General features: G+C 45.3%; 24 protein-coding genes, 1 tRNA gene and 1 other RNA gene. 7 read left to right on the forward strand and 19 right to left on the reverse strand.

The window, feature by feature from the left end:
• Positions 1–47 precede the first annotated feature (47 nt).
• Together Q7A_RS06030 and Q7A_RS06035 are read left to right on the forward strand one after the other, a co-directional pair.
• Entirely contained in the window at positions 48–584 is a 537-nt protein-coding gene (locus Q7A_RS06030) for a hypoxanthine-guanine phosphoribosyltransferase (RefSeq protein WP_014706451.1), read from the forward strand.
• The gene (locus Q7A_RS06035) at positions 581–1,315 is read left to right on the forward strand and encodes an S-methyl-5'-thioinosine phosphorylase (protein ID WP_014706452.1); all 735 of its coding nucleotides are present in this window, start codon (positions 581–583) and stop codon (positions 1,313–1,315) included. The genes Q7A_RS06030 and Q7A_RS06035 overlap by 4 nt, the downstream gene beginning before the upstream one ends.
• Here Q7A_RS06035 and Q7A_RS06040 read toward each other — a convergent pair.
• A complete protein-coding gene (locus tag Q7A_RS06040) occupies positions 1,299–1,934 on the reverse strand; it encodes a CsiV family protein (protein ID WP_014706453.1) in 636 nt (211 codons plus the stop codon). The two genes, Q7A_RS06035 and Q7A_RS06040, sit on opposite strands and share 17 nt — an antisense overlap.
• 129 nt (positions 1,935–2,063) lie before the next feature.
• Between Q7A_RS06040 and Q7A_RS06045 the strand changes: the two genes are divergently transcribed.
• Genes Q7A_RS06045 through Q7A_RS06060 form a run of 4 tightly spaced genes read left to right on the forward strand, consistent with a single transcriptional unit; the run spans position 2,064 to position 5,206 of the window.
• The gene (locus Q7A_RS06045; RefSeq protein WP_014706454.1) at positions 2,064–2,987 is read left to right on the forward strand and encodes an SPFH domain-containing protein; all 924 of its coding nucleotides are present in this window, start codon (positions 2,064–2,066) and stop codon (positions 2,985–2,987) included.
• Position 2,988: 1 nt separating this feature from the next.
• Positions 2,989–3,429, forward strand: coding sequence for an NfeD family protein (locus Q7A_RS06050; protein ID WP_014706455.1), 441 nt, complete (start codon positions 2,989–2,991; stop codon positions 3,427–3,429).
• A gap of 2 nt (positions 3,430–3,431) precedes the next feature.
• Positions 3,432–4,031, forward strand: a complete 600-nt coding sequence (locus tag Q7A_RS06055; protein WP_014706456.1) for a histidine phosphatase family protein — start codon at positions 3,432–3,434, stop codon at positions 4,029–4,031.
• On the forward strand, positions 4,028–5,206 hold the full coding sequence (locus Q7A_RS06060) for a cupin domain-containing protein (RefSeq protein ID WP_014706457.1): 1,179 nt from the start codon (positions 4,028–4,030) through the stop codon (positions 5,204–5,206). Before Q7A_RS06055 ends, Q7A_RS06060 begins: the two co-directional genes overlap by 4 nt.
• A gap of 3 nt (positions 5,207–5,209) precedes the next feature.
• Here the strand turns inward: Q7A_RS06060 and Q7A_RS06065 are convergent, their stop codons facing one another.
• A complete protein-coding gene (locus Q7A_RS06065; RefSeq protein WP_014706458.1) occupies positions 5,210–5,722 on the reverse strand; it encodes a zinc ribbon-containing protein in 513 nt (170 codons plus the stop codon).
• Between the two features lie 70 nt (positions 5,723–5,792).
• On the opposite strand from Q7A_RS06065, the gene Q7A_RS06070 reads away from it, so the two are divergent.
• The gene (locus Q7A_RS06070) at positions 5,793–6,278 is read left to right on the forward strand and encodes a disulfide bond formation protein B (protein WP_014706459.1); all 486 of its coding nucleotides are present in this window, start codon (positions 5,793–5,795) and stop codon (positions 6,276–6,278) included.
• A gap of 48 nt (positions 6,279–6,326) precedes the next feature.
• Here Q7A_RS06070 and infA read toward each other — a convergent pair whose 3' ends face one another.
• From infA to Q7A_RS06155, 17 genes are all read right to left on the reverse strand, one after another.
• Positions 6,327–6,545 (reverse strand): translation initiation factor IF-1, encoded by a 219-nt coding sequence (gene infA / locus Q7A_RS06075; RefSeq protein WP_009726411.1) that lies wholly within the window; start codon positions 6,543–6,545, stop codon positions 6,327–6,329.
• A gap of 48 nt (positions 6,546–6,593) precedes the next feature.
• A complete protein-coding gene (locus Q7A_RS06080) occupies positions 6,594–7,307 on the reverse strand; it encodes an arginyltransferase (RefSeq protein WP_014706460.1) in 714 nt (237 codons plus the stop codon).
• Positions 7,297–8,022 (reverse strand): leucyl/phenylalanyl-tRNA--protein transferase, encoded by a 726-nt coding sequence (gene aat / locus Q7A_RS06085; RefSeq protein WP_044326380.1) that lies wholly within the window; start codon positions 8,020–8,022, stop codon positions 7,297–7,299. Before aat ends, Q7A_RS06080 begins: the two co-directional genes overlap by 11 nt.
• The gene (locus tag Q7A_RS06090; protein ID WP_014706462.1) at positions 8,022–9,200 is read right to left on the reverse strand and encodes an EAL and HDOD domain-containing protein; all 1,179 of its coding nucleotides are present in this window, start codon (positions 9,198–9,200) and stop codon (positions 8,022–8,024) included. The genes aat and Q7A_RS06090 overlap by 1 nt, the downstream gene beginning before the upstream one ends.
• Before the next feature lie 30 nt (positions 9,201–9,230).
• Positions 9,231–9,830: a recombination mediator RecR gene (gene recR, locus Q7A_RS06095; RefSeq protein ID WP_014706463.1), complete on the reverse strand. Its 600-nt coding sequence runs from the start codon at positions 9,828–9,830 to the stop codon at positions 9,231–9,233.
• Positions 9,831–9,837: 7 nt separating this feature from the next.
• Positions 9,838–10,146 carry a YbaB/EbfC family nucleoid-associated protein gene (locus tag Q7A_RS06100; protein WP_014706464.1) on the reverse strand — a complete coding sequence of 103 codons (309 nt, stop codon included), beginning with the start codon at positions 10,144–10,146 and terminating at the stop codon, positions 9,838–9,840.
• Positions 10,147–10,164: 18 nt separating this feature from the next.
• Positions 10,165–11,955 (reverse strand): DNA polymerase III subunit gamma/tau, encoded by a 1,791-nt coding sequence (gene dnaX, locus Q7A_RS06105; RefSeq protein WP_014706465.1) that lies wholly within the window; start codon positions 11,953–11,955, stop codon positions 10,165–10,167.
• 40 nt (positions 11,956–11,995) lie between these two features.
• An RNA gene (gene ffs / locus Q7A_RS06110) (signal recognition particle sRNA small type) lies at positions 11,996–12,092 on the reverse strand.
• Positions 12,093–12,383: 291 nt separating this feature from the next.
• Positions 12,384–12,474, reverse strand: a tRNA-Ser gene (locus Q7A_RS06115).
• Between the two features lie 21 nt (positions 12,475–12,495).
• On the reverse strand, positions 12,496–13,335 hold the full coding sequence (locus Q7A_RS06120) for a type III pantothenate kinase (RefSeq protein WP_014706466.1): 840 nt from the start codon (positions 13,333–13,335) through the stop codon (positions 12,496–12,498).
• On the reverse strand, positions 13,332–14,135 hold the full coding sequence (locus Q7A_RS06125; protein ID WP_014706467.1) for a biotin--[acetyl-CoA-carboxylase] ligase: 804 nt from the start codon (positions 14,133–14,135) through the stop codon (positions 13,332–13,334). Before Q7A_RS06125 ends, Q7A_RS06120 begins: the two co-directional genes overlap by 4 nt.
• A gap of 92 nt (positions 14,136–14,227) precedes the next feature.
• A complete protein-coding gene (locus Q7A_RS06130; protein WP_014706468.1) occupies positions 14,228–14,452 on the reverse strand; it encodes a hypothetical protein in 225 nt (74 codons plus the stop codon).
• Positions 14,453–14,499: 47 nt separating this feature from the next.
• Positions 14,500–14,865: a DUF2069 domain-containing protein gene (locus Q7A_RS06135; RefSeq protein WP_014706469.1), complete on the reverse strand. Its 366-nt coding sequence runs from the start codon at positions 14,863–14,865 to the stop codon at positions 14,500–14,502.
• Entirely contained in the window at positions 14,862–15,455 is a 594-nt protein-coding gene (wrbA, locus tag Q7A_RS06140; RefSeq protein ID WP_041354425.1) for an NAD(P)H:quinone oxidoreductase, read from the reverse strand. Before wrbA ends, Q7A_RS06135 begins: the two co-directional genes overlap by 4 nt.
• A gap of 9 nt (positions 15,456–15,464) precedes the next feature.
• Complete coding sequence (gene arsC, locus Q7A_RS06145; protein WP_014706471.1) at positions 15,465–15,815, reverse strand: arsenate reductase (glutaredoxin); 351 nt, start codon at positions 15,813–15,815, stop codon at positions 15,465–15,467.
• Positions 15,812–16,993, reverse strand: coding sequence for a lipopolysaccharide assembly protein LapB (gene lapB / locus Q7A_RS06150; RefSeq protein WP_014706472.1), 1,182 nt, complete (start codon positions 16,991–16,993; stop codon positions 15,812–15,814). Before lapB ends, arsC begins: the two co-directional genes overlap by 4 nt.
• An 8-nt stretch (positions 16,994–17,001) precedes the next feature.
• Positions 17,002–17,298 carry a lipopolysaccharide assembly protein LapA domain-containing protein gene (locus Q7A_RS06155; protein ID WP_014706473.1) on the reverse strand — a complete coding sequence of 99 codons (297 nt, stop codon included), beginning with the start codon at positions 17,296–17,298 and terminating at the stop codon, positions 17,002–17,004.
• Between the last annotated feature and the right edge of the window lie 16 nt (positions 17,299–17,314).

Raw genomic sequence — 17,314 nt, forward strand, 5'->3', positions numbered from 1 at the left:
AAGCAGCCTATTATACTGCCTGATATTGATACAGATAGGTGAAGTAGATGAATCAGGTAATGCCCGAAGCAGAGTGTTTATTTAGTTTGCAGGCCATTGATAAAAGTCTCGATCGATTGGCTATGCAGCTGGACAGGGATTATCTCGACAAAAATCCTGTGCTGCTCTGCGTGATGAACGGTGCGGTGATGACCATGGGCCATTTATTACCAAAACTGCAGTTTTCGCTGGAAACAGACTATATTCATGCGACACGTTATGGTGATAAAACAGTGGGCGGCGAACTGAATTGGCTGGCCAAGCCGAATATTGATCTTAATGGCAGACATGTGCTGTTAGTGGATGATATATATGATGAAGGCATTACATTGGCAGCGTTGCGTAACTTTTGTCAGCAGGCTGGTGCGACTTCTGTAAAAGCAGTGGTATTGGCAGATAAACAGCACAGTAATAAATATGGCGTTCAACCGGAATATATTGGCTTACAAATTCCGGATCGTTATGTTTTCGGTTTTGGTATGGATTACAAAGGCCATTTACGTAATGCGCCTGGCATCTTTGCCGTCAAGGAGAATGCATCATGATTGGATTAATTGGAGGCAGTGGGTTAAGCCAGCTTGAGGGCTTGATTCTGGAACAGAAAATGCAGCGAGAAACGCCTTTTGGCGAGCCCTCTGCGCCATTAATGATTGGTCGTTATGCCGATAAAACGGTGGCTTTTCTGCCTAGACATGGCGAACATCATACAATTCCGCCACATCTTATTAATTATCGGGCGAATATCTGGGCGTTTCACCAGTTAGGAGTAGAACAAATACTCGCTGTTGCTTCGGTGGGTGGTATTACGGAGCCCTATATGCCGGGAACAATTGCATTACCTGACCAGTTGATTGATTACAGTTGGGGAAGGGAATCCAGTTTTGCCAGTGAGGATTTTTCAGCCGATAAGCATATTGATTTCACCTACCCATTTGATGAAACACTGCGTCAGCAAATACAGCTTGCTGCCAATAGTGAAGAAATGACAGTTATCGATGGCGGAACCTATGCGGTAACTCAGGGACCGAGACTGGAAACGGCTGCAGAGATCCAGAAATTAAAAAATGATGGTGCTGACATGGTGGGCATGACGGCCATGCCTGAAGCGGCACTGGCACGGGAATTAAATATTGCCTACGCCAGTATTGCTGTCGTGGCTAATCAGGCGGCTGGTTTAAGTTCACACCCCCTGACTATAGAAGCCATATTGGACACCATGGATGACTCGATGGGGCAGGTAAGACGATTATTGAAAGGGGTTATTCCGCTGTTGTAGCTTCACCTTCAGATGGCAGTGAATAGGTTTCTGGTTCGGTCATATTACTCAGCACATGATCCGGTGTTGATACCGGTATCAGTTGCAGAATAGCGCCAAATCGAGGGTGATCGAAATAATGCACCTGCTTACTACGAATACGGCGCAATTCCACTAAACGTGGTTGATGCAAAGTATGATATGAATTGCTTTCCACTGAGCGCACACCATCCTGCAACCATAGATCCAGACTCGCGTGTAAATAGGTAGCAATATGAAAACGTACTTGTCCTTGAACCCTATCAGAGTCTATCGCCACCGCTTGTGCCCGACTGCGACTGCCAACGGCTTGTTGCCAGGTTTGATGGCTTATTACCCGATAACCTGCTGAATTACGCAGCCGTTGTGAAATATCTGTCAGATTTTTGTTACCTGCTGGTTGAATAATTTTGTTGGCCATACCCACTTTCAAAGGAGCAGGATCCTGCAAGGTAAATACCGGCGACTGTTCGTTATCAGATGGATTGAGTACTTCAAAAACGATCAGTTCAACGTGATACCACTGTTGAGCCTGTGCTGCGACCCCAAAACTCATTAAAGCGACAAAAAACAGGCTACGAATTAGGCTCAAAGATTTCATATAAAACGGTTCCGAATGATCATGTTGTCTATTGTCTAACGCTGACCCCAAAATGTCCAAGATCCACCCGCTTAATATACTTTGCTGGTATCATCCAGTGAAGATTAAAAGTCGCAATGGAGCAGAGTAATGGAAGGTTTTTCGCTATTTGTTATCGTGGTGCTGGTACTGGCCATTGTCCTTGTTTTAATGGGCGTCAAGTCGGTAGACCAGGGCTGGGAATATACGGTTGAACGATTTGGCCGCTATACCAAAACCTTGCGACCAGGTTTGAATATCATTGTGCCGGTGATTGATAAGGTTGGCGCACGCATCAACATGATGGAGCAGGTATTGGATGTGCCCTCTCAAGGTATTATCACCAAGGATAATGCGATGGTACGAGTTGATGGTGTGGTGTTTTATCAGGTGATCCATGCCGCAAAAGCAGCTTATGAAGTCAGTGGTCTGGATAATGCCATTCTGAATTTAACCATGACCAATGTGCGGACAGTAATGGGGTCAATGGATCTGGATGAATTGCTATCCAAACGTGATGAAATCAATACACGCCTCCTAACAGTGGTCGATGATGCAACAACACCATGGGGCATTAAAGTTACCCGGATTGAAATTAAGGATATTGAACCACCAGCCGATCTGATTGAGGCCATGGGCCGTCAGATGAAAGCAGAGCGGATTAAACGCGCAAATATCCTGGAAGCTGAAGGCCATCGTCAATCTGAAATTTTGCGTGCAGAGGGTGAGAAGCAGGCTGCAGTTCTGGATGCGGAAGGCCGTCGTGAAGCGGCATTTCGGGATGCGGAAGCACGTGAGCGTCTGGCAGAAGCGGAAGCCAAAGCCACCACCATGGTTTCTGAAGCGATTGCCCAGGGCGATGTGCAGGCAGTAAATTATTTTGTTGCCCAAAAATATATTGAGGCGCTCAAAGATATGGCCAGTGCCGATAATCACAAAATCATCATGATGCCGCTGGAAGCTGGAAGTGTTATCGGCTCACTGGCAGGCATAACCGAACTGGCTAAAGAAGCCTTCGTGCGTAAAGAGAACTGATATGCCTTTCATTATCGACTTCTGGCACTGGTGGGTATTAGCTATAGTGCTGATTACTCTGGAAATTATCCTGCCCAGTTTTTTTGCTTTGTGGCTGGGAATCGCGGCATTTCTCACCGGTCTGGTGTTGTTACTGTTTCCTGAGATTGCCTGGCAGTTCCAATGGTTGATGTTTGCAGTATTGTCGGTGCTCAGTATTGTGTTGTGGCGCCGCTATTACATTAAAAATCCCATTGCCACCGATGAACCCCTATTAAACCGGCGCGGCGAACAGCATGTTGGCCGCATTATCACATTGACCAACCCTATTGTGAATGGACAGGGGAAAGTCATTCTCGACGATTCAACCTGGAAAGTGCATGGGCCCGATTGTCCTACAGGGACTCGGGTCCAGGTCACAGCGGTGGATAACGTCATTCTCAAAGTTGAAATTATTGGTTAACAATGGCTTTAGTGATCGATTTGATGCGTCATGGAGAACCCCAGGGCGGAATGCGCTATCGTGGGCAACTGGATGATCCTTTAAGTGAGTTAGGTTGGCAGCAGATGCGCTGTGCAACTGAAAATAATCAGCCCTGGCAAAAAATAGTCAGTTCCACTTTAATTCGTTGCGCGGACTTTGCCAAAGAACTTGCAGATAAACATGGCATTTCATTGCAATGTGATTCTGCATTTATAGAGATCGGCTTTGGTGACTGGGAGGGTAAAACTGCCAGCGAATTGGAGCAACAGAACAAAAAAGCGTTTTATGCCTTCTATGATGACCCGATAAAAAATACGCCAGCCAATGCCGAATCATTATTAGCGTTTCAACGGCGTATTCAAAAAGCCTGGCAAACCTTAGTGCAATCCCATACTGATAATCATATTTTACTTGTCGCTCATGCCGGGGTTATTCGCGTTATTCTCGCTGAGGTGTTAGCAATGCCGCTTGAGGCAATGTTTCGCATTCAAGTGCCTTACGCCGCAATTAGTCGTGTCGTTATTCATAATCAAGGCCCAAGGCTTTACCCCCAGTTACAGTTTCATGCAGCAAGCTTATGACAGCGTTTTTTAATACCGGTTTGACTCAGCAGCAGTTTCTAGATGAATACTGGCAAAAGAAACCGTTGGTGATTCGTCAGGCATTTCCGCTGCCCGTCAGTGATCTTACGCAAGAGGATTTAGCGGCGTTTGCAGCTGAAGCAGAAATCGAATCACGCTTGATTGAAGAGTTTGGTGATAGGCCCTGGCAACTGCAACACGGTCCTTTTGATGAAGATGATTTTGCTGCTTTACCGGAAACACACTGGACATTACTGGTGCAGGATATGGATAAGCATTATCCACCGTTACAGAAGCTGCTAACTGCATTTGATTTCATTGCCGACTGGCGTCGGGATGATGTAATGATTAGTTACGCACCGGAGGGTGGTTCAGTTGGACCGCATACTGATAGCTATGATGTTTTTTTACTGCAGGCGCAGGGAGCCAGGCATTGGCAAATCAGTGATAAACCATTAGCCGATGCGGTTTTCAGGAGTGATACCGATTTACGTATATTGCAGCAGTTTTCAGCCGATCAGCAATGGGATTTGCATCCAGGTGATATGCTTTATTTGCCACCGCACTATGCTCATCATGGTGTGGCATTAAATCCGTGCCTGACGTTTTCAGTAGGTTTTAGGGCCCCATCACAGTTACAGTTGCTGGATGCTTTCAGTCATACACTGCAAGAGCAGGATATTGCAGAACAACTTTATGCTGATGCCGAAACAAACGCAGCGTCTTCAACAACGGAAATTGATGACAGTGCAATAAAGCGGTTTCAGAATTTATTGCTGAAAACCATCAATGAAAACGCTGACTTAATGATTTTAGCAGTAGGGAGGCTGGTCACAGAAACCAAATCAACTTTACAGGAGCTGGCCGACGAGTTTATCGCTGATAAACCCACGCTGGCCGAACTGGATAGACGCTTTAACAACGGCGAGTATTTACAACGCAATGGGTATTTACGCTTTGCCTGGCATAACGATACTGCTACGGCGTATTTATTTGTTGCTGGTGAAGCGTATTCTGTTGAGTTGGCCGCAGTGGAAACGCTTTCGTGGCTAACCACCCAATCTCAAATCGACCAAAAGGACTGGCAGCAATTACGCAAATACCCGGTATTAGCCGATGTCTGTTGCGAGTTGATTGCAGAGGGTGCTTTCTATTGGCCGGAAGATTTTATTTAAAGTTTATTTTGAATAGCGTCTGAATTCCGTGTGGTGACATTTCGGGCAAGGAGGGATGCGACCTGTTTTCTTGAAGTGCATTTCTGTACCGCATGAATCACAGAATAAAGTGCCTATACCGGTAATTTCTCCGGTGTGATATTGCTGAGCCATTTGTGCCTGACTGGCCAGCTGGCCGAGTTCAAGGCGGGTGCGGTCTGCGACAGAGGCAAATAATTCATATAGCCGCGCTTCAACGAGCTGCAAATCAAAATTAAACCAGGTGGAAAATTCCTTACCCGTTGTTTCCAGATATTCCGCGGCATCATGTAAATCGCGCTCAACATAATAGGCAATTTTGTCGGCTTCTTCTGCGGTGACTTCCCGTAATTCAATGGCGCGTAATTTTGCCAGTTCAATGCGTTGTTTCAGGGTAGGAACAGCATTGCTTTCAGATTCTTCAAAAAAATGCTGAATACGTTCCATCATTTTGTCATAGGCTGCTGCGAACTTTTCTTCGAAGTTATTTTCTGACATGACTTAACCCTTTATCTGATGCGGTTTTTAGGTTAACTTAGCACAAATTAATCCAACGGAGGAAACCGTTTTGATCACCACACGCAAGCTATTGTTTGGCGGATTTATATTTTGTTTCAGTTTATTTCTCGCTGCACTCTATATGCAGCATGTAATGGAATTGGAACCCTGTCCGCTGTGTATTTTGCAACGTGTATTGGTGATGGTTACCGGAATATTTTTTCTGATAGCAGCGATACATAATCCTGCCAGAACAGGTACTAAAATTTATGCTGCTTTGATTGGTTTAACGGCATTACTAGGCGCGGCCGTTTCAGCACGGCATGTCTGGTTGCAGAGTCTGCCTGCCGATCAGGTACCCAGTTGCGGCCCTGGAATGGGCTTTATTATGGAAAACTTTCCGTTGACCGATGCGCTTTCTATGGTGCTGAGCGGTTCAGGAGAATGTGCGGAAGTATCCTGGACATTTCTGACCCTCAGTATACCTGCCTGGACGTTGCTGACCTTTGTGGGGATGTTAGGTTTGGCAATTGCAGCTGCCTGGCGACAGCATTAAAAACGGAATTTAACAATAACTAGTGATAGCAGTTGTTACTTTGAGCGGTTAGCGGGCGCGATAAACGATGCGGCCTTTGCTTAAATCGTAAGGGGTCAGCTGCACAGTCACTTTATCACCGGTCAGAATGCGGATGTAGTTTTTACGCATTTTTCCCGAAATATGTGCTGTTACAACATGACCATTTTCCAGTTCAACCCGGAAAGTGGTATTGGGCATGGTGTCAATGACAGTGCCTTCGAATTCAATATGATCTTCTTTTGCCATACAGGTCTGATTTTGCCTAACTATTAAAAGATCCATTTTGCCGTAATATTACTGATTATTCAAAGCTTTTTTATCAAAGTCGCGCCATTGGCCATCAAATTGCTGTAATGCAGAGAAATGACTCTTGTATCGCATTTTAGGGCTATCACCAATCCAGTAGCCTAAATACAACCAGGATAAATTCTGTTGTTGCGCTAATTCAATCTGTTTGAGAATAGCAAAGGTACCCAAACTTCTGTCCGAATATTCCGGGTCAAAAAACGTGTAGAACGCTGAAGCAGCGTCGTTTACAAAATCGGTAATCGCAACAGCCAGCAGTTTATCCGGCGTTCTGAATTCTATAAATGCCGTATCACTCCAACTGCTGGTGAGAAATTGCAGGTAGGTTTCTTTGCTTGGATTATCCATTCCTCCACCGGCATGGCGATGCGCCAGGTAGCGTTGATAAAGATCATAGTGTTCATCATCAAAAACAGCTGGCCGGATGCTTAGAGTGACGTCATCATTTTTTTTCAGGCAGCGTCGTTGGCTGCGGTTAGGACGGAAATGGTTAACCGATATTCTTACCGGAACACAGGCATTGCATGCCTGACAAAATGGACGATAAACATGTTCTCCACTGCGGCGGAATCCATGCTGAATCAATTGACCGTATAAGGCATTAGTCAGCGGCCGCATTGGATCGGGATAAATATTTCTCGCCTGTCTGTCTTCAAGATATGAGCAGGCATGCGGACGATCCTGATAAAAATCAAGGCTCATAGGAAAAAGGAGGTGTCGTGGTTTGCCAACAGCCAGTCTGGCCGGGCAGTGCGCAAAGTTTTTGTACTTGTTGCAGAAAAATTTCTCTTGGCAGGGTGACGGCGCCAAGACGCGATAGGTGTTCGGAATACACCTGGCAATCAATCAAAGGATAACCCCATTGTTTTAGCTGCTGAGACAAGGCTACTAAAGCAATTTTTGAGGCATTGGTTTTAAAGCTGAACATAGATTCACCAAAAAACATCTTACCAATCGCGACACCATAAACTCCCCCAACAAGCTGTCCCTGCTGCCAGCACTCCACACTGTGAGCATATCCTGCCTGGTGCAGTTCCATATAAGCTGAAATCATTTCATTATGGATCCAGGTTTCATGCTGCTCAACAGGCAGTTTTAATAATCTGGGTGCAGCACATGCCTGCATGACACCTTTAAAATCCTGATCAAATGTAATATTGAATGGTTTTTGCCGTAATGCTTTTTTTAAGCTTTTACTGATATGCATTTTATCGGTATGAAACACCATTCGAGGATCGGGACTCCACCATAAAATCGGATCGTATGCGTTAAACCAGGGGAAAATGCCATGACGATAGGCATTGAGAAGACGGGTCATAGATAAATCACCACCAGCCGCTAGCAAACCATGGGACGTCGCTTGATCAACGGGGGGAAAAGGGCTGTCCTCAGGTGCTCCTAACCAGCTTATAGCCATTAATCGTTTAACTGGAGATTTAATTCTTTCGCCCAGTAAAGTGCATCCAGATACGCAGCTAATAATGTATCAGCACCTGCTACTGAATAGTCAATTGCAGACCAGTTACCGCGTTCATAATTGAGTACCTGATTCAAAGCATTACCTGTCACACCTTCTTTAAATAAAAGTGCCGAGTGTAACTCTTCGCTTAATGGCAGGTCCTGCAACAACACTTCGAGAGGTTTATCCATTAAGGCATCGAGAGTAGAAAATAAGCCTGCTGCGAAAAATACATCGGCATGGCCTTTGTAATGTTTCGCCAGTAATTCACACATCCGTCCACGAATCATCGCAGTGGTGCGAAGTTCATTGGGTTTATCATCAAGCCCGGAAAGGCATAACAGACTTGCCCAGGTTTTAATTTTGTTCTGCCCCAGCATCACGATAGCCTGGCGGGTACTGCCCACCTCCCGGGGAAGGCCGAAAAAGGCAGAGTTAATCAGACGCAGCAATTTATAACTTAATGCCACATCCTGATTAATAATTTCCGCCAGTTCATCAACCTCTACTTCAGGATCCTGCAACTTGACCAGAAGTTCCATCAGCGTTTGAGTTGCAGGGGCAACTTTTTTATCTATGCTGGTATCCGGCAGGGTGTAGAAATACCCCTGAAGTAAATCAATATCATGTAACTGGCAGAGACTGAACTGTGTGAAGGCATTAACATTTAAAGCACACAACACGGGATGCTGCTGGCGCCATTTGGGCAGATTTTCAGAGATTTCCATTTCAGAAAACTCGTCCAAATCAATTAGCAGCGTTCTACCATTACCGGCATTACTTTTGGCATTTTCCGCATAACTAAGATGCAAACTGACTGGTTTTGTTAACGAACGATCGTTGGCTTCAATAATCAGATCAATTCCAGGCATTTCATATTCAAAAAGAGCTTTTTGCCAAGACCCGGGAATCGTTAGTAAGGTTTTTTGATGGTGATTTATTGCCTGCAATATATCGGGAAGCTGTGGAAGAAAATCCGGTACCGGTGTGTTTTCATCCAGGGCATGTCCTTGAGCATCAAGAAATGTCAGATGATAACTGTCGACATCGAGTTTTTTGGAAATAAACAACGGTTGACGGTGAATAAGACCGTTAAAGTTTTTTAGTGAGTCGTATGCCGTATAGGTTTCCGTCATGTAAATCCGCTCTAATATTGGTTCATTCGGTTAATATTTTTCTCGCCCAGCAAATGCATGAGACAGTGTACCACTGTCAACATACTCAAGTTCACCTCCCAATGGTATACCATGAGCTAACCGTGTTACATGAATGTCCCTTGAGCGCGCAATTTCACTAATATAGTGTGCTGTAGCCTGTCCTTCAACCGTTGGATTGGTTGCCAGAATGACTTCAGTGACGATTTTCTGATCAAACCGCGCAATGAGATCGGGGATGCCTAATGCTTCAGGTCCGATACCATCCAATGGAGATAAATGACCGGTCAGCACGAAATACTGTCCTTGATAATGCGTTGCCTGTTCAATAGCAATCACATCACTGGGCATCTCCACAATACACAGTTGATCTTCACGGCGTGAACTGTCGTTACAGCGACTGCAAATATCTTCTTCACTTAAAATACGACAGCGCTGGCAATGTTTTACATTAGCCAGCGCTTTGCTCAGCATTTCAGCCAGATGTTCACCACCGCTACGATCCCGTTCCAGTAAATGAAACGTCATTCGCTGAGCTGATTTTGGCCCCACGCCGGGTAAACAGCGTAAAGCCTGGATCAGTTGATCAATACTGGGACCGAGAGTAGCCATATCTGAATTAGAAAGGTAATTTCATGCCTGGAGGCATCATGCCAGCCATGCGTTCCTGGGTGGTTTTCTCGACTTGTTTTACTGCATCGTTAACAGCTGCTGCAATCAAATCTTCCAGCATCTCTTTATCATCCTGAAACAGGCTGTCTTCAATGCTCACACGTTTAACATCGTGTTTGCCGGTCATGGTGATTTGCACCATGCCGCCACCAGCCTGGCCAGTGACTTCGACATTGGCCAGTTCTTCCTGAGCCTTTTGCATATTGGCCTGCATTTCCTGGGCCTGTTTCATCAGATTACCTAATCCACCTTTCATAGGAGATCCTCTTTAAAGTTATAAGGGTTTAATTGTTGTATCGATTATACGGGCATTAAATGCATTTTTGATCTGTTCAACCACAGGATCATTGTGAATGGCATCAACTGCGTTTTGTTGAAGTTCTGCGGCCTGTTGTGCACGCTCAGCAGCTAATGTCGGGACATTTTCCGTGTCAGTTGTTTCAGTGAACACTAATGTGACTTCAAACTGTAGCTGTTTACTGACAGCGGCTTGCAGTTTTGCAACCGATTTATCATTTGCCAGATGTTGTAATTCAGATGCGACGGAAAGATAAATTTTGTTTTTATCCGAGCGGAGATAGGCGCAGTGATCTGCCAATTGCCTGGCAAATGCGGACAGTTTTAATTGTGCAATCAACGCGGTCCAGTTTGCTGTGGTCAAGTTGAGCAGCTGAGATGCATCGTCAGAGTCAGAATGTACAGTTTCTTTGGGCGGAACTTCGGTTGAAGTATTAGTGACCACTGTCGAATGCGTTTCAGGCTCGACCGGCGGTTCATTTATCTCAAGTTTTGCTGGTGCAGTATGCGGTGGTTCGGCGGAATCAGGCTCAGCTTTCGAAGAATGGATAACCGTTGAATCTGATGGGGGAAAATACATTGCAGCGGGTTCAACGGATGAACTTACCGCTGACGAAACAGGCGCTGATTCACTATTGGCTTGCGACTTTTTTACGGGGGGATGCCCCGCGTTAACAGTTACCGCCTGGGGTTGAAAACTCAACATCCGCAACAAGGTCATTTCAAAACCACTACGTGGGTCAGCAGCATAAGGCATATCGCGCTTGCCATGCAGGGCGATCTGATACAGCAGTTGCACCGTTTCAGCGGAGAAAATATTGGCAAAATTCTGTAACGCCGCATCATCCTGTTGATCAAGTGATTCTGTGTCAGAAATTAATTGAATTGTGGCAATACGTTGCAGACTGGTCATCAAACCATCCAGTACCACAACAAAGTCACGGCCTAAAGAAGCCAGTTCATCAATATGTATCAGTAGTGATTTGGCATCTTTAGCAGCTAACGCGTCAAGCAATTGTATTAATTGCTGTTGGGAAACACTGCCCAGCATCTGGCTGACAATTTCCGTGGTCACTTTGCCACCGGAAAAGGCGATTGCCTGATCCAGCAGGCTCAAGGCATCCCGCATACTGCCATCAGCAGCAAAGGCAATCTGATTTAAAGCCTCGGCTTCAAAATCTATATTTTCCTGCTGCAGAATAAACGCCAGATGATCGGAAATTTGTTTGATATCCAATCGACGCAGATTAAATTGCAGGCAGCGAGACAAAATCGTGACCGGTAACTTCTGCGGATCCGTTGTGGCAAACAGGAATTTGACGTGGGGAGGGGGTTCTTCCAATGTTTTCAGTAATGCATTAAAACTGCTGGTAGACAGCATATGGACTTCGTCGATCAAATAGACTTTGTAGCGTCCGCGACTGGGCGCATATTGAACATTATCCAGCAGCTCGCGGGTATCATCGACCTTGGTACGCGACGCCGCATCCACTTCAATCAAATCAACAAAGCGACCGTTGTCGACTTCAACACAGCTATTACATTCGCCACAGGGAGTAGAGCTGATGCCTTGTTCACAATTGAGAGATTTGGCAAAGATTCTTGCCAAAGTGGTTTTACCCACCCCGCGGGTGCCGGCAAACAGAAAAGCATGATGCAGGCGATCTTGGTCTAGACCATTGATCAGCGCACGTAATACGTGCTGCTGGCCGACAACTTCGGCAAATTTTTTGGGGCGCCACTTGCGGGCCAGTACCAGATAACTCATGCAGCTTGTCAGATACCCAATGTGGTATAAGGGTGGTGACCCAAACCAGCCCAATCTCGGCGCCCGAGTCCGATGGCTGCGCTGCTCCCTTCCGGGCCTGACGTGGTAACCAACATATCGTCGCGAGGAGACCGGCTGGGCCACCATAGAGTTGGCTATTCTATGCTTTTTTTGATTTCAGTGCCATGCATAGCGGTAATAAAAATAAAGAAATTTATTATTGTCTGTTCATTCAAACAGTTCGGTTAAGGGGAAGCAAAAACTAGGTTCAATATGTTGAAGCTGATTTCTGGAATCTGAAAATGCTTAATATCCATGCGCAAGATTCACCATCACTTTTGCAGCAGGAATGGCATCACATTTAAAAAATCAGATAAAGCAAGGGTTGGGAAATTACCAATTAAGATTAACAGGCTTTGAAATTAATTTGGCGGAGAACGAGGGATTCGAACCCTCGATAGGCTATTAACCTATACACACTTTCCAGGCGTGCGCCTTCAACCACTCGGCCAGTTCTCCTTAAGGGTGCGAAAGCTTATCTCAGTTCGCGTTTTCTGGCAATGCTGTTGAGTCTTCTATCGGGGTTTCATCCGAGTTGGACTCAATCTGTTTCACCGGTTTATTTTTATTGCGTTGATTATTTTGTCTGGCGTATTGCGCTAAACCTTTCAATACTAAATCTGGTTCGTGGATTAATGGCTGGGGCATAAGTGGAATTAATTCCTCAGCATCCCCTCCGGTAATCAAAAATCGAACTTCATCTGTGAAATTCTGTTGCAGATCGTTGATGAGATTTTCCAGAGTAGCCGTAACCATATACAAGGTACCCGCCTGAATAGCGCTATGAGTATTGGTTGCCAATAAGTTAAATTCGCTTTCCTGCGTAACATTGCTGAGCGCATCGGTGTTATCGGTCAACATTTTTTTCATCAGCGACAATCCGGGAACAATCAAACCTCCCTGATGCTGCCCCTTTTCAGTCACGATATCCACGGTGATAGCTGTGCCACAATCAATAATGCAGGTAACCTGCCGTGCATGCTGGCGACCGGCGACAATGGCTAACCAGCGATCCACACCCAGTGTTTCAGGTTGTTCGTAGGCATTGGTCACACCAAACCTTCTTTTCTCACTTTGCACAAATACTGGTGTCAGTTTCCATTGTTTGTCGATCCATTCGGTCAGTTGTGCGGCAATCTTGTCGCCGGCAACGTTACTGACAAAAACAGCCTCGATATCCTCAAGTGATTTCCACGCTTTATTCAAAGCTGCTTTGATGCCGGTCTTTGGTCTGCTGAAATGTTGCGAGTCAGCCAATACCTTGGACTGTATCGTGGTCCATTTAATCTGACTGTTTCCAATATCGACTAATAAGATCATGAGGCAAACCTGATACTGAGGTGGCTGTTGGATAAGTATGCTACTTGCTGGTCACGCATGTACCGTAATTCACCTTGTTCGTTGATACCACAGGCGAGCGCGGTAAATTGTCCGTTTTCGCTGATGATATTGATAGCCTGATTATGCAGGGCATCGTATTGTGGCCATAAAGGCAGAAAGTCACTAAGACCACGATGAGAAAAGAGTTCTAGGGTTTCAATCATATTTTGAATTATTTTGGCTGCCAGCCGATTGCGACAGGGGAGCGGATCACAAAGTTGCTCCAGGCTGATAACGGGCTGAGGGATGGCAGTATGTAAATTGTCCGGTAGTGAAAGGTTCAAGCCGATACCGATGGTAACGTAGTTTTGGCTTCCGTAACGTGATTCTACAAGAATTCCTGCAAGTTTACGTCGCTTATATAAAACATCATTGGGCCATTTTAATTGCAAACCTTCTACACCCTCTGCCCGAAGGGTATTAATCAAGGCGATGCCGATGGCAATGCTGAGACCATTGCGGACAGCTTCAATGTTTAATGACCGCATTAAAGACAGATAAATATTGCCACTGGCGGGGGAAACCCACTGACCACCACGACGACCGCGGCCAGCGGTCTGCATTTCTGCAAGACACACTGCTGTGCCGGATATATCCGTTTGGGCTTTTTGCCAGAGAATATCGTTGGTTGAAGTCACTTCAGAGAAAACCTGAAGGCTGTCAAGTTGAGAGATAATTTCGGGATTCAGCGCTGCACGGATAATCTTTTCGTCAAGCGCGACGTATGGGGATAAACTCAAAATAGGGCTTCGTAGTCAGTAACGACTATAGTGTAGCGTCAAATGTCTTTTTGTTGCCAGTATTTAGGCGTTAAGCAGAATTAAAAGTTTTTTCAGACTTTGATATCAAGCAGGGAGCCAAGTGTATCAGAGCTGATTTGCAGAGCTTTTGCTGAAGCCTGTACCTGTAGCTTGTCGCTATTCATATCGACCATTGGTGTCACGAAATCGCCACCTTTGGTTGATTCACTCGCCACAGCGAAAGCGTTTTTGTTCAGGCTTTGCATGCCACTTTGAATGCCTTGATAAGCTGATTGAATGGCAGGAATCGTACTCATAGGTCACTCCAATAAATATTCAATGATATTGGAACACTCTTTATAAATTAAGTCTGTGATTTTTTTCGCAATTTTGCCGAGGCACGAACATATAAATTCGCTGCTACAAAAAAACTGCTACTGAATATCACTTCCAGTAATGGATACCAGATAACCGCATCTCTGCTATATAATTCGCCAATTCCATGGGCAATATAAAACAACATCAAAAAACTGGCCCAGGCATGAGTATAGGTTTTTCCATAGAGAATACCTCTCATTGGAAACAATAATGGCACCACGCCTATGATAAGCCATGCTGCGACAGGAAAGTTTTCACTGTGTTCTGCGATTAAAATCCAGACCAGTAAGCTGATCATCAGTCCAAAAAAACTGATTAACGAAATAATTCTGAGTGATTGCACAAACTTCATTTGGCAAGCCTAACGGCAAGCTCAGCGACCCGCAACCCTAATGCCTGACACAGATCGATTTCTTCCTGACTCATAGTCCGTTTATTATCTGCTCCGGCAAAATGGCTGGCACCATAAGGTGTGCCACCAGTTTGCGTGGTCATCAAAGCAGCTTCGGTATATGGTAAACCGGTAATCACCATACCGTGATGTAATAGCGGCAGCATCATGGATAACAAGGTGGTTTCCTGACCACCATGCAAGCTTCCGGTTGAAGTAAATATTCCAGCCGGTTTGCCGTTCAGGGTACCGGATAACCAATTGTCACTGGTACCGTCGATAAAATATTTAAGTGCAGCTGCCATATTGCCAAAACGGGTAGGGCTACCCAGAATAAGCCCTGCACATTCCTGCAAGTCAGCCGATGTGGCATAAAGGTGGCCTGAGGCGGGAATCTCTGGTTCGGTTTTTTCACAAACGGTGGAAACCCTGGGCACCGTTCTGATTCGTGCCGTGCACTGAGTATGTTTTTCCACACCACGCGCAATTTGTTCAGCCATAGCTTTTACCTGCCCGGACTGGCTGTAATAAAGGATCAAAATCTCATTCATAGTGGGGTCTCAGAGAATATTCAGCACCGCTTCAGGTGGTCTGCCAATAATGGCTTGATTGTTTTTAATGACGATTGGTCGTTCAATCAGTTTCGGGTTGTCACACATGGCTCTGATAAGTTCTTGATCAGATAAGTTGTCATTATCTAATTGCAATTCCTTATATAGCGTTTCTTTAGTTCGTAACAGCTGTCTGGGTTGCATATCAAGCTGCTGCAGGATATCGGATAATTCTTCCGCTGTTGGGGGAGTCTTAAGATACTCCACAATCTCAATATCCTGTTGTTGATTTTCCAGTAAAGCCAGGGTTTCGCGTGATTTACTACAGCGAGGGTTATGATAAATACGGGTTTTGTTCATGAAGGTGAATCCAGTAATTTTTCCAGAGCAGTAAGATGAATTTCAGTGGGGCGAACGGTTCCCCAGCTGGCACAACCAGGACACAGCCAATGCATGGTCTTGCCTGAGAAACCACAGTTTTTGCAGGTGTAGCGATCACCTTTTTCTACCATGGTTCGGGTAATGCGCTCAATCAACGGGATAAGCGCAATTTGATTGTTTTCACCCAGTTTAATCAAGGTATGCAAACCTTCGACCGAAGGATGGTGATGTAATTGTTCGTAAAGCATTTGTTGGGCGGCTTTACTGTTTTCCAGTTCAGCCACGATATGGGTCAACATAATACGGGCAGAAGTCAGGTGTGGATGACGGTTAATCAGCTGGGTTAACTGGTTGCGTAATGCCGGTAAATCTCCTAACTGCTGATAGGCTTCATGCCAGAAAGGTAAAGCTTCTGACAAAAATTTAGGATTTTGCTTTTCGATATTCTGCAACGCGCTAAGGGCTTTTCGGGGCTGCTTTATACTCAGAAACAGTCGGGCTTCCAGCAGACTGGCTCTCACGCAATTTTCATCATGAGACAAAGCCTGCTTGAGCATGTTGAATGCTTCGTGGCGATCGTGATCGGTATATTGTTCGGCAAGTTCACAATAAAACTGAGCAATTAAGGGTTTCACCTGTGCGGTTTTACTGGCATCAATCTGTTTGCCCATTTCAATTGCCTGCGCCCATTTTTTTTCCTGTTGGTATATGCGCATTAATTGTTTCGCTGCTTCCGGGTGAGGCTGCGGCTGCTGGAGTAATTCAAGAAACAGATGCTCTGCACGATCCAATACACCGGCATGCATATAATCCAGGCCCAGTTCCACCATGGCTTGCAGGCGTTGTTCACCGTGCAGACTTGGCCGGGCAATTAAGTTCTGATGAATACGAATGGCGCGTTCTGTTTCGCCACGGCGACGGAAAAGGTTCGCCAGTGCCAAATGGGTTTCGACCGTTTCACTATTCACTTCAAGCAGTCCGATAAATACATCAATTGCTTTGTCGGGCTGTTCATTGAGAAGATAATTCAAGCCTTTAAAATATTCTGGATTAAAGGCTTTAGCATGCCTTTGTGGCTGTTTTTTATAATGCCGCATGGCCAGCAACCAACCTGACAGCGCTGCGACGGGTAACAGGAAAAAAAGCCATTGCATCATTATTGGGCCTAGTGGCTATTTCGTACAGGTAAGATACGCAGGCTGTTTAGTTCTTGCTCGGCATTTTGTAATTTATTTTCCAAGCGATGATTGTCATAGCGGATTCGAAGCGTGCTCAGAGCAATAATCGTGGCGCCGATTATCAATCCCAATAATAAAAAGGCGATTAATAGAACGGCCAATGGTAGCTGCCATTGTACAAAAAACAGATCAAGAGAAACGGTTTGCATATTGAATACAGCAAATGCAGTACTGATCAGAAAAAAACTGATAAATACGGCTAGGATTAGAATTTTTCTTATCATCGGGTCATCCTGTTTT

The organism is Methylophaga nitratireducenticrescens (assembly GCF_000260985.4).
GTDB classification, from domain to species: Bacteria; Pseudomonadota; Gammaproteobacteria; order Nitrosococcales; family Methylophagaceae; genus Methylophaga; species Methylophaga nitratireducenticrescens.

Bases quoted from the DNA above. Each gene is read 5' to 3' on its own strand.
- Q7A_RS06030 (WP_014706451.1), top strand. From the start codon at position 48: ATGAATCAGGTAATGCCCGAAGCAGAGTGTTTATTTAGTTTGCAGGCC.
- Q7A_RS06035 (WP_014706452.1), top strand. From the start codon at position 581: ATGATTGGATTAATTGGAGGCAGTGGGTTAAGCCAGCTTGAGGGCTTG.
- Q7A_RS06040 (WP_014706453.1), bottom strand. From the start codon at position 1,934: ATGAAATCTTTGAGCCTAATTCGTAGCCTGTTTTTTGTCGCTTTAATG.
- Q7A_RS06045 (WP_014706454.1), top strand. From the start codon at position 2,064: ATGGAAGGTTTTTCGCTATTTGTTATCGTGGTGCTGGTACTGGCCATT.
- Q7A_RS06050 (WP_014706455.1), top strand. From the start codon at position 2,989: ATGCCTTTCATTATCGACTTCTGGCACTGGTGGGTATTAGCTATAGTG.
- Q7A_RS06055 (WP_014706456.1), top strand. From the start codon at position 3,432: ATGGCTTTAGTGATCGATTTGATGCGTCATGGAGAACCCCAGGGCGGA.
- Q7A_RS06060 (WP_014706457.1), top strand. From the start codon at position 4,028: ATGACAGCGTTTTTTAATACCGGTTTGACTCAGCAGCAGTTTCTAGAT.
- Q7A_RS06065 (WP_014706458.1), bottom strand. From the start codon at position 5,722: ATGTCAGAAAATAACTTCGAAGAAAAGTTCGCAGCAGCCTATGACAAA.
- infA (WP_009726411.1), bottom strand. From the start codon at position 6,545: ATGGCAAAAGAAGATCATATTGAATTCGAAGGCACTGTCATTGACACC.
- Q7A_RS06080 (WP_014706460.1), bottom strand. From the start codon at position 7,307: ATGAGCCTTGATTTTTATCAGGATCGTCCGCATGCCTGCTCATATCTT.
- aat (WP_044326380.1), bottom strand. From the start codon at position 8,022: ATGGCTATAAGCTGGTTAGGAGCACCTGAGGACAGCCCTTTTCCCCCC.
- Q7A_RS06090 (WP_014706462.1), bottom strand. From the start codon at position 9,200: ATGACGGAAACCTATACGGCATACGACTCACTAAAAAACTTTAACGGT.
- recR (WP_014706463.1), bottom strand. From the start codon at position 9,830: ATGGCTACTCTCGGTCCCAGTATTGATCAACTGATCCAGGCTTTACGC.
- Q7A_RS06100 (WP_014706464.1), bottom strand. From the start codon at position 10,146: ATGAAAGGTGGATTAGGTAATCTGATGAAACAGGCCCAGGAAATGCAG.
- dnaX (WP_014706465.1), bottom strand. From the start codon at position 11,955: ATGAGTTATCTGGTACTGGCCCGCAAGTGGCGCCCCAAAAAATTTGCC.
- Q7A_RS06120 (WP_014706466.1), bottom strand. From the start codon at position 13,335: ATGATCTTATTAGTCGATATTGGAAACAGTCAGATTAAATGGACCACG.
- Q7A_RS06130 (WP_014706468.1), bottom strand. From the start codon at position 14,452: ATGAGTACGATTCCTGCCATTCAATCAGCTTATCAAGGCATTCAAAGT.
- Q7A_RS06135 (WP_014706469.1), bottom strand. From the start codon at position 14,865: ATGAAGTTTGTGCAATCACTCAGAATTATTTCGTTAATCAGTTTTTTT.
- wrbA (WP_041354425.1), bottom strand. From the start codon at position 15,455: ATGAATGAGATTTTGATCCTTTATTACAGCCAGTCCGGGCAGGTAAAA.
- arsC (WP_014706471.1), bottom strand. From the start codon at position 15,815: ATGAACAAAACCCGTATTTATCATAACCCTCGCTGTAGTAAATCACGC.
- lapB (WP_014706472.1), bottom strand. From the start codon at position 16,993: ATGATGCAATGGCTTTTTTTCCTGTTACCCGTCGCAGCGCTGTCAGGT.
- Q7A_RS06155 (WP_014706473.1), bottom strand. From the start codon at position 17,298: ATGATAAGAAAAATTCTAATCCTAGCCGTATTTATCAGTTTTTTTCTG.